Source organism: Streptomyces sp. NPDC007856, assembly GCF_042868225.1.
In the GTDB taxonomy this organism is placed as follows: domain Bacteria; phylum Actinomycetota; class Actinomycetes; order Streptomycetales; family Streptomycetaceae; genus Streptomyces.
Genome location: NZ_JBIAEC010000066.1, coordinates 1 through 8,028 on the forward strand (window position 1 = coordinate 1; position 8,028 = coordinate 8,028).

At 70.7% G+C, this 8,028-nt stretch carries 7 protein-coding genes and 3 pseudogenes; 3 read left to right on the forward strand and 7 right to left on the reverse strand.

What is annotated here, in order from left to right; translation table 11 throughout:
• A pseudogene (locus ACFYOH_RS44040) lies at positions 1-426 on the reverse strand (hypothetical protein); the annotation flags it as partial.
• Between the two features lie 276 nt (positions 427-702).
• The gene (locus ACFYOH_RS44045; RefSeq protein ID WP_388637819.1) at positions 703-963 is read right to left on the reverse strand and encodes a hypothetical protein; all 261 of its coding nucleotides are present in this window, start codon (positions 961-963) and stop codon (positions 703-705) included.
• A gap of 233 nt (positions 964-1,196) precedes the next feature.
• On the opposite strand from ACFYOH_RS44045, the gene ACFYOH_RS44050 reads away from it, so the two are divergent.
• Both ACFYOH_RS44050 and ACFYOH_RS44055 read left to right on the forward strand, forming a co-directional pair.
• Complete coding sequence (locus tag ACFYOH_RS44050) at positions 1,197-1,364, forward strand: helix-turn-helix domain-containing protein (protein ID WP_388637821.1); 168 nt, start codon at positions 1,197-1,199, stop codon at positions 1,362-1,364.
• Positions 1,365-1,394: 30 nt separating this feature from the next.
• Positions 1,395-1,523 (forward strand): annotated as a pseudogene (locus ACFYOH_RS44055) (transposase); the annotation flags it as partial.
• Positions 1,524-1,607: 84 nt separating this feature from the next.
• Here ACFYOH_RS44055 and ACFYOH_RS44060 read toward each other — a convergent pair.
• Genes ACFYOH_RS44060 through ACFYOH_RS44070 form a run of 3 tightly spaced genes read right to left on the reverse strand, consistent with a single transcriptional unit; the run spans position 1,608 to position 5,121 of the window.
• On the reverse strand, positions 1,608-2,675 hold the full coding sequence (locus ACFYOH_RS44060) for an SIS domain-containing protein (protein WP_388637823.1): 1,068 nt from the start codon (positions 2,673-2,675) through the stop codon (positions 1,608-1,610).
• Complete coding sequence (locus ACFYOH_RS44065) at positions 2,672-3,670, reverse strand: ROK family protein (protein ID WP_388637825.1); 999 nt, start codon at positions 3,668-3,670, stop codon at positions 2,672-2,674. Before ACFYOH_RS44065 ends, ACFYOH_RS44060 begins: the two co-directional genes overlap by 4 nt.
• Positions 3,667-5,121, reverse strand: a complete 1,455-nt coding sequence (locus ACFYOH_RS44070) for an APC family permease (protein WP_388637828.1) — start codon at positions 5,119-5,121, stop codon at positions 3,667-3,669. The genes ACFYOH_RS44065 and ACFYOH_RS44070 overlap by 4 nt, the downstream gene beginning before the upstream one ends.
• 122 nt (positions 5,122-5,243) lie before the next feature.
• Between ACFYOH_RS44070 and ACFYOH_RS44075 the strand changes: the two genes are divergently transcribed.
• Complete coding sequence (locus ACFYOH_RS44075) at positions 5,244-6,467, forward strand: ROK family protein (protein ID WP_388637831.1); 1,224 nt, start codon at positions 5,244-5,246, stop codon at positions 6,465-6,467.
• Positions 6,468-6,639: 172 nt separating this feature from the next.
• On the opposite strand, the pseudogene ACFYOH_RS44080 reads toward ACFYOH_RS44075, so the two are convergent.
• Positions 6,640-6,923, reverse strand: a pseudogene (locus tag ACFYOH_RS44080) (transposase); the annotation flags it as partial.
• Positions 6,924-7,184: 261 nt separating this feature from the next.
• The coding region (locus tag ACFYOH_RS44085) for a transposase (protein WP_388637834.1) at positions 7,185-8,028 on the reverse strand (844 nt) is incomplete at its 5' end.

Below are 8,028 nucleotides of genomic sequence, written 5' to 3' on the forward strand. Positions count from 1 at the left end.
GCCAAGGGCGCGCCGGCCCAGGTTGGAGTGGACCCGGTAGTCGAGGTCATCGAGCAGGTTGTGCAGGACGACGGCATCCCCTTCGCGGCCCTGTATTTCGAAGATTGCCTCCACCACGTCACGCCAGCCGAGCAGCATCGCCCGCTCGTCCTCGTCCAGCGGCGGCCGCCGCTGAGCGACAAACCGCTCCAGAACGCTCGAGCCGTCCGCCAGCCGGTGCTGCACCACGAAGTGGTCGATGGTCTCGACGGCCATCGCCTCATCCAGGAAGCCGAGCTGGCCCGCTGCCTCTGCGATCCTGGCATCCAACCGCCGGGCGAAGCGCGGACTGTGCGCGAAGGCCACCAGCTCGCTCTTCAGCTCCCCGCTGCGCGCCACCAGACGGGCGATGCGGGGCAGCACCGTGAGGTAATCGCCGTGTTCCACTACTGCTTCTTCCTGCCTGCTCTTGCTGTGGGGTGGTTGTCGCGAGCCGCCGCCCCGGGGGGAGGCGCGGTCCGTGCCTGGATCGGGAGTTGCACCGACGACCGTACAGACACGCAACGGGTGCGGCAGCGGGTTGCGGCAACCCCTGTGTGCCGGGCATCGGGGCAGCCCGGATCTGCAGGCAGGCTGGAGCGGAGCAGAGGTGCCGAGTCAGCCGGGATGCTCGCGCAGTTCGCCGGGCTTCGAAAGGCTGTCCCGGCTGCCTGCCCCGTGTACTCAACTCGTCGCCGAGGTGGAGGACGATGCGCCTTGGGCCGGGCGGGTGGATTTCCTGCGTCGCCCTCTGGCCGGTAGCCGCAGCAGTTGGTGCAGCGGGATGCCGTCGTGGGCCCACTGGCCGAGCCGGTCCCGGTCGACCCAGTGGATGTGGTGACGCTGACCCCAGGTTTTGGCATCGCGGGCGAGGTGGCCGTTGGTGACGACGACGGCGATGTCGGCGCGGTGGGCGGGTCCGGCGGTCCCTTTCACTTGGTACATCACGTGGGAGCCGACGCGGGCGGCGACCTCGGTGTGTTTGGCCTGGATGACCGGCGGCCCAGGCGAGGGTGCTCGGCGATGACGTCTGCGCCCTGGTCGCCGGCCAAGGAAGTGGCACGGCAACTGGGCGTCTTCCTGCAGACGGTCTACCGCTGGCGGCGCTGACCTGAGTCCGAGTCCAATCCGGCAAGGGCCCGCACCCGCATCGGCGAACTGGAGCGGGAAGTCCTCATGTGCCGCGAAGTCATCGCCACGATGCGGCAGACGATGCTCCCAAAAGACGTTACGAGGTGATCCACCGCATGGCAGCGCAGGGATTTTCCGCACGCAGGATCGCCGCACTCCTCGACGTCTCGGAGTCCGGCTACTACGCCTGGCGCGCACGCACCCCCTCTCCATGAGCACGGTGCCGGGCCTGGCTGACCCGTCTGATCCTCGACATCCACCAGGAGTCCGGCTCCACCTACGGATACCGCAGGGTGAGGCAGGAACTCGGCCACCGCTACGGCATCGACATCAGCCACACCACCGTGGAGAAGATCATGAAGGGGGCCGGGATCCGCGGCCGAGCAGGGCGGCTGCACCGACCGGCGCCGCGGGAAGGCCCCCGCACGCCCAGCTGGCGCTGGATCGTGCGGTGCGCCTCAGTGCGTCTCGGTGACTTTGGCCAGGGCCCGGGGCGCGTCGGGGTCCTGGCCCCGAGCCATGGTGACCTCGTGCGCGAGCATCTGCAGCGGCAGGATCTGCAAGATCGGCTGAAGTTCCTCCGGCACGCCGGACGCCGGCAGGACGAACCCCGCGGAGGCCGTCTCGACCTGGTCCCGGTCACCGATGACGACGAGGTCGGCGCCGCGCTGGCGCAGCCGGTCGAGAACCGGCTGCAGCGCTTCGCCTCCCCTGCCCTCGGAGACCACTGCGATGATCGGCGAGACGTTGTCGACCATGGCGAGCGGGCCGTGCAGCAGGTCCGCGCCCGAGAAGGCCAGCGCGGGAATGTAGCTGGTCTCCATGAGCTTGAGCGCGGCTTCCTTGGCGGTCGGGTACCCGTAGCCGCGCGAGGTGAGGATCAGCCGCTCGGCGAACCGGTAGCGGGCGGCCAGCTGGGCGATCTCGTCCCGCCGCGCGAGGATCTGCGTGGCGAGTTCGGGCAGCGCCTTGGCCGCCGCGCAGTTACCGCCCTGCAGCCGTTCGACGAAGAGGTACAGGGCCAGCAGCTCGGCGGTGTAGGTCTTGGTGGCGGGCAGTGCCCGCTCCGGTCCGGCCATGACGTCGATGTGGAACTCGGCGGTCTCGGCCAGCGGTGAGCCGGGGTTGTTGGTGACCGCCAGGGTGATCGCGCCGGCCTCCCGGGCCGCCCGCGTGGAGGCCACCAGGTCGGGCGAGCCGCCGGACTGGCTGACGGTGATCACCAGGGTGTCGGTGAGGTCCGGTCGTGCACCGTACGCCGTGGTGGTGGACATGGAGGTCAGTCCGGCCGGCTTGCCCAGCATCACCTCGACCAGGTACTTGGCGTAGAGCGCCGCGTTGTCGGAGGTGCCGCGGGCGGTGAGCAGGACGAAGCGCGGGGCGCGGGCCGCGATCAGGTCGGCGACCCGATGGATCTGCGGCGCGCCCTGCTCCAGCAGGCGGCGCAGCACCGCGGGCTGCTCGGCCATCTCGGCGGACATCACGCGGCCGGGGCGGTGCTGCTGGGATCCGGCGGGGGTGGTCATGCGGCGGGGCTCCAGTCAGGTGCGGGGTGCGGGGCGGCTGCGGCGTCCAGGGCGAGGATGACGGCGCCGGTGAGCGGCGCCGTCTCGGTGAAGTGCGCGGGCACCAGGGCCGGCGGGAAGGGCACGGCGCGGTCGAGGATGCGGCGCAGCCTGGGCAGGATGCGGTCCCCCGCGCGGGTCAGTCCGCCGCCGGCCGCGATCGTGTCCGGGTCGAGGGCGATCGCCAGGTTGGCGAGATGCATTCCCAGGGTGTCCAGGGCGTCGTCGACGAGTTCGGCCACGGCTGGGTCGTGCTCGGCGAGGGCGAAGACGTCGGCGGTGGTCACGGGCCGGCCGAGCAGCGCGGAGCTTCGGTCGGCGAGTGCCCGACCGGAGATGTACTCCTCCAGGGGCGCGCGGCCGTCGCCGGCGTCCTGGATGTCGGCGGTGCTCAGCAGCTGGGAGCCGATCTCGCCGGCGGCCTGGTGCGCGCCGCGCAGCACCCGGCCGCCGACGACGGTGGCGGCGGACAGGCCGGTGCCCAGGTTGAGGAAGATGCCGCACCCGGATGTGGCCAGGGCGCCCCAGCGGGCTTCGGCCAGGGCCGCGGCCTTGACGTCGGTCTCCACCGCGACGGTGGTGATGCCGAAGGCGGCGCCCAGCGTGGCGGCCAGGGCGAGCTGCTCCCAGCCCGGGTTGTTGGGCGCCAGCAGGATCCGGTCGTCCAGCACGATGCCCGGGGAGGCGGCGGCGACGGCACGCAGCGGGCCGTGGCCGTCGGCCTGGGTGCGGGCGACCAGTTCGCGTCCGGTTTCGGCGACCCGCCGCATGACCTGGTCGGCGCCTTGGTCGGCGAGGGTGGCGATGGCGGCGCGGTGCAGCACGCTGCCGTCCGGGGCGGCTGCGGCGAGCGCGGTCTTGGTGCCGCCGAGGTCGATGGCCAGGACGTGGTACGGGGCGGGGCCGCCCCCGGCCTGGGGGACGGCGGGGGCGGCTTCGGTGGTGCTGGTGGTCATGCGGGGAGCGGCTCCTTGTCGGCGTCGAGAGCGGTTGCTGCGTACTGCTCGTGGATCTCCTTGTCGCCGAAGGGCCAGATGCGCTCCTTGCGGGCCCAGAGCGTGAACGCGAGCCCTCCGAGGGCAACCCAGGCCAGCGACCACTCGATGGGGTGCCGGCCGGGGGCGTTGTGGTCGGCGCACACGTAGATGTAGATCCAGCCGGCGAAGGCCAGCACGCTGGGCAGCGGGTAGAGCCACATCCGGTAGGGGCGGCGCAGCTGCGGCTGGCGTTTGCGCAGCACGGTGAGCGCGACGATCTGGGACAGCGTCTGCACCAGCACCATCACGGCGGTGAGCAGCTGGATCAGGGTTCCCATGTCGGTGTGGCGGCCGATCATGAAGCCCACTGCGGTGATGACGCCCATGGTGATCAGGCCGACGGTGGGGAAGCCGTGCTTGGGGTGCAGCCGGGCGAAGGAGCGGAAGAAGACGCCGTCCCGTGCCGCGTCGAAGGGCACCCGCGAGCCGGCGAGCAGGCCGGCCAGGACCGAGGCGAAGGCGGTGATGAGGATCAGGGTGGTGACGGCCTCGGCCGGGCCGCGGCCCCAGGCCTGCTCCAGGATGACCGACGCCATCGACTGGTAGACGGCCGAGTTGGGGTCGAGCATCCGGTGCCAGTCGACCGCGCCGAGCACGCCGACCTGCAGCACCAGGTAGATCGCCATCACGCCGAAGACGGCGGTGACGGTGGAGCGCGGCAGGGTGCGTCCCGGGTTCTTCAGCTCGCTGCCGAGGTAGGCGGCGGTGTTGTAGCCGAGGTAGTCGTAGACGCCCACCGCGAGGCCGGCGCCGAAGCCGGTCCAGAACTTGCCGCCCAGCAGGTTGAAGGCGCCGTGCGGGTAGGTGAAGGCGTAGTGGGCGTGGAAGTGCGAGTACGCGGCGATCACCACGAGGCCCGCGGCGAGCAGCATGACGCCCCACATGATGGTGGCGAGCCGGGCGACGGAGTCGATGCGCCGCCACAGCAGCAGCACGATCAGCGCGATCAGGGCGAGTCCGACCATGTCGCCGGAGGTCTGGCCCATCGACGGCCACAGGTAGCCGAGGTACTGGACGAGGCCGACGATGCCGGTGGACATGATCAGCGGGATGAAGAGGATCGCCGTCCAGACGAAGAGGAACGGCATCAGCTTGCCGCTGCGGTATTGGAAGGCTTCCCGCAGGTAGACGTACGTGCCGCCGGCGCCGGGCATGGAGGCGCCGAGCTCTGCCCAGACCAGACCGTCGAACAGGGCGAGCAGCGCGCCGGCTATCCAGCCGATGATGGCCTGCGGGCCGCCGAACGCGGCCACCATGAGCGGGATCGTGATGAACGGGCCGACGCCGACCATCTGGCTCATGTTCAACGCGGTGGCCTGGAGCAGGCCGATCCGGCGGGCCAGGCCGCCGGACGGAGGGGGAGTCGACACGACACTGCGCCTTTGCAACGGGGGGCGGATTCAGGGCCCGGCAAATGTAAGGCGTCCTTCCTAACGAAAACAATATGCTGGTGGGAGAACTCACTCCGAACCGACCTGGCAGGATGACGCCCATGCCGACGACGACAGTGGACAGCCCTGACACGCCTCCCTTCACCACGGTCATGCGCGGACCGGGCAGCATGCGGCAGGCGAACGAATGGGTCGTCCTGGAGCACCTGCAGCGGCAGGCGCCGGTGTCGGCCTCCCAGCTGTCGTGCGACACCGGGCTGTCCCGGCCCACCGTCAACCTCGCCATCACCCGGCTCGAGGCCGCCGGACTCGTACGCCAGACCGGACTGCGCACCGGCCAGGCCGGCCGCGCCGCCCGGCTATGGGAACCGAACGTGGACGCGGGGCGGGTGATCAGCGTCCACGTCGGGTCACGCTGGATCAAGTGCGCCCTCGCCGACCTGGGCGGGACCGTCATCGACCGGCGCCAGGAGCCCTCCCGGACCCAGGACGCGACCGAACTCGTCCACCAGCTCGCGCACCTGGTCACCGAGCTCCTCGACGGCAACGGCGTCCGCCGCAGCGACGTCTACAGCATCGTCATCGCCAGCCCGGGCATCTACGACCCGGCGTCCCGCCGGATGCGGCACGCGGCCAACCTACCCGGCTGGGACCGCCCCGCCGTCGTCGAACTGCTCGCCGAGGAACTCGGCGACCGGGTCCGGTTCGAGAACGACGTCGACCTGGCAGCGCTCGGCGAGCAGGCCGCAGGAATCGGCCGCGGCGTCGACGACTTCGTCTTCTTCTCGGTCGGCACCGGCATCGGCCTGGGCACGATCACCGGCGGCCGACTCCACCGCGGCGCGCGCGGTGCGGCCGGCGAGATCGCATTCCTGCTGGTCGGCGACGGCTCCGTCGACCCGGACGGCGAGGTCCGCGAGCGCGGCGCGTTCGAGAGTGCCGCGGCGGCCGACGCCATCGCCGCCGCCGCCCGGCAGGCGGGACTGGGCGCAAACTGCTCGCCCGAGCAGGTCTTGCAGGCCGCGCAGGCAGGAAATCCCGCCGCCGCCGCGATCGTGGAGCGGCAGGTCGGACTTCTCGCGCGGGCCCTGGTCCCGGTCATCGCCCTGCTCGACCCACAGCTGATCGTGCTGGGCGGCAGCGCCCTCGGCCGCCACGCGGCGTCCCTCATCAAGCCCCTCAGGCTCCGGCTCGCCGCACTCATACCCCTGCCGCTGCCCGAACTCGCGGCGTCGGCACTGGACGGAGACGCGACCGTCATCGGCGGAATCGCCCAAGCAGTCACCATCGCATGGCAGCGGGCGTACACCCTCTCGCAGCACTGAAGGCTCCGTTGCTCAAAGCCTCAGCGGCTCTCAGCATTCCGGGTATTTCGGCTCGGAAGGTCCGTCACATCACCAAAGCGTGAAGGCTTCGGCTTGAGTACGGACTCTCGCTTCCTCCCGCCGCTGGTGGGGCAGGGCTGCGCCACCTGCCCGCCCCGCCCCCGTCGCTCGGGCGGCGCGTGACCTTCGGGCGGAAGTCCTCCACGGCCACGCCGTCGTGGTCGCGCATCACAAACTTCACCCACTTGCGGGCGGCGTCCCAACGCTGCCGGGCGGTCTTCTTGTGCGGCTACCGGCCCGCGTCTGCGCCGTCCGGTAGCCAGCGGATGCGGGCTCGCCTTCGGCCGCCGACGCCGGCCGGGCCATCATCCGCTGATAGCGGGCCAACCGCTGCGCGGCCTTACGGCCGTGCTCGGCGTGCGGCAGATCGCAGGCGCCATCGGTGGTGGTCGCGCTCCACTGGGGACTGGGCTGCGCCCGGGGTCCCTGCACTGTTTCACGGCCTGGTGCCGGGCGGGCTGAGCAGATGGTCGCCAGGCCATAAGGAACCGCCCGCCTCGGCCCAGGCCAGGTGCTGGCGTACCTGGTTAAGGACTGCTGTGCGGTCCTGCGTGAGCTTCCCCCGAGATGCGGCGGGTGGTGACAGAGGGTCAGATGGTTCTCGTGAAAGGAGATCTGACCATGGCTGCCCCGATAAAATACCCCAAGACCACGGAGTTAAGGCCGATCCGCGGTTGTCAACTGGGGCGGGACCGAGTGGTGGAGGTCGGCTGTGATCCACTCGGGTTCGAGGGTGTAGATGCCTCGCCCGGTGCGTCGAAGGATTCCTTCGCGGACCCAGCGCCCCAGTTCCGCGCGTAGTCCTCGAGAGTCATCCAGCCCAATACCGCAGGCGATTTCGCATGCGCGCCAGGATTGGAGAGGGTTGGTGCGCAGGAGTTGCAGCGTGCGGTCGCGACGCCCGTCAGAGCCGGTGCCGGCGGACGAGTGCACGGTGACGGCGATGCTCGTGATCCTGGAGGCCCCAAGGCCTTGTGCCTGGTCGGGCGGGGCGGCGTAGCGGGAGATCGGGCACTTGACACGGCGCGGGTTGACGCGAGCCTGCCGGGGTGGGAGTAGATCGTGCAGGAGGGCCGATGTGATGCGCCCTGGTCCGGTATCTGGCAGCACATTTGCCGCGGTGACGAGCTGTTCCTTCGCGGTCTCCAGGGCGACGGTGAAGGAAGCACGGTCCGGATCCGTGCCGGCAAGCGTCTCGACGGCCTCGACCATCGCCCGGCGCAGTGCCTGGTAGACGGTCAGATGAGCCCATAGCTCCTGCTGGATCCCGGCCGCGTCCTGGGAGCGCAGTACCAGGCCGCACTGCAAGGTGTGGCGGAGCGAGTAGAACGCCGATTCGATCTCCCATCGCTCGTGGTAGAGCTCCACCAGTTCCGGAGCGGGGTAGCGGCGGTGATCAGTCAGCGTGGTGGCCAGCCGGTATTGGCCATCCAGCCGCAGCCCTTTGGCGGTCGTCACCGCGATGTGCGCGTCGATGATCCTCAGTCGGGTCCCGTTGATC

Excerpts from the sequence above, each read along its gene's own strand:
- ACFYOH_RS44045 (WP_388637819.1), bottom strand. The coding sequence starts at position 963 with ATGTACCAAGTGAAAGGGACCGCCGGACCCGCCCACCGCGCCGACATC.
- ACFYOH_RS44060 (WP_388637823.1), bottom strand. The coding sequence starts at position 2,675 with ATGACCACCCCCGCCGGATCCCAGCAGCACCGCCCCGGCCGCGTGATG.
- ACFYOH_RS44065 (WP_388637825.1), bottom strand. The coding sequence starts at position 3,670 with ATGACCACCAGCACCACCGAAGCCGCCCCCGCCGTCCCCCAGGCCGGG.
- ACFYOH_RS44075 (WP_388637831.1), top strand. The coding sequence starts at position 5,244 with ATGCCGACGACGACAGTGGACAGCCCTGACACGCCTCCCTTCACCACG.